Origin of the sequence: Streptomyces sp. P9(2023) (assembly GCF_032436795.1) — a bacterium.
Classification (GTDB): domain Bacteria; phylum Actinomycetota; class Actinomycetes; order Streptomycetales; family Streptomycetaceae; genus Streptomyces.
The window spans coordinates 1-237 of record NZ_JAUPWM010000832.1; the positions used below are offsets into that span (position 1 = coordinate 1).

Below are 237 nucleotides of genomic sequence, written 5' to 3' on the forward strand. Positions count from 1 at the left end.
ATTCCCGCTTTCGATTACTTCCTTAGCGACCACATTGAGACACCAGCGGGAGTGGATAAGGACTATTTTGAAAAACTCATTCGCATGCCGGATGACTATATCTGTTATCGCCCTCCCTATTACAAGCCAGCAATTACTGGCCTGCCGGCCATTCAGAATAGCTATATTACCTTGGGCTGTTTTAACAACCCTGCTAAGATCAATAATGTCGTGCTCGGCGAATGGGCTAAACTAATG

Annotated in this window: 1 protein-coding gene; it reads left to right on the forward strand. The window is 45.6% G+C overall.

Features of this window, described 5'->3' with window-relative positions:
• The coding region (locus tag Q5762_RS39605; RefSeq protein ID WP_315897164.1) for a hypothetical protein at nucleotides 1–237 on the forward strand (237 nt) is incomplete at both ends.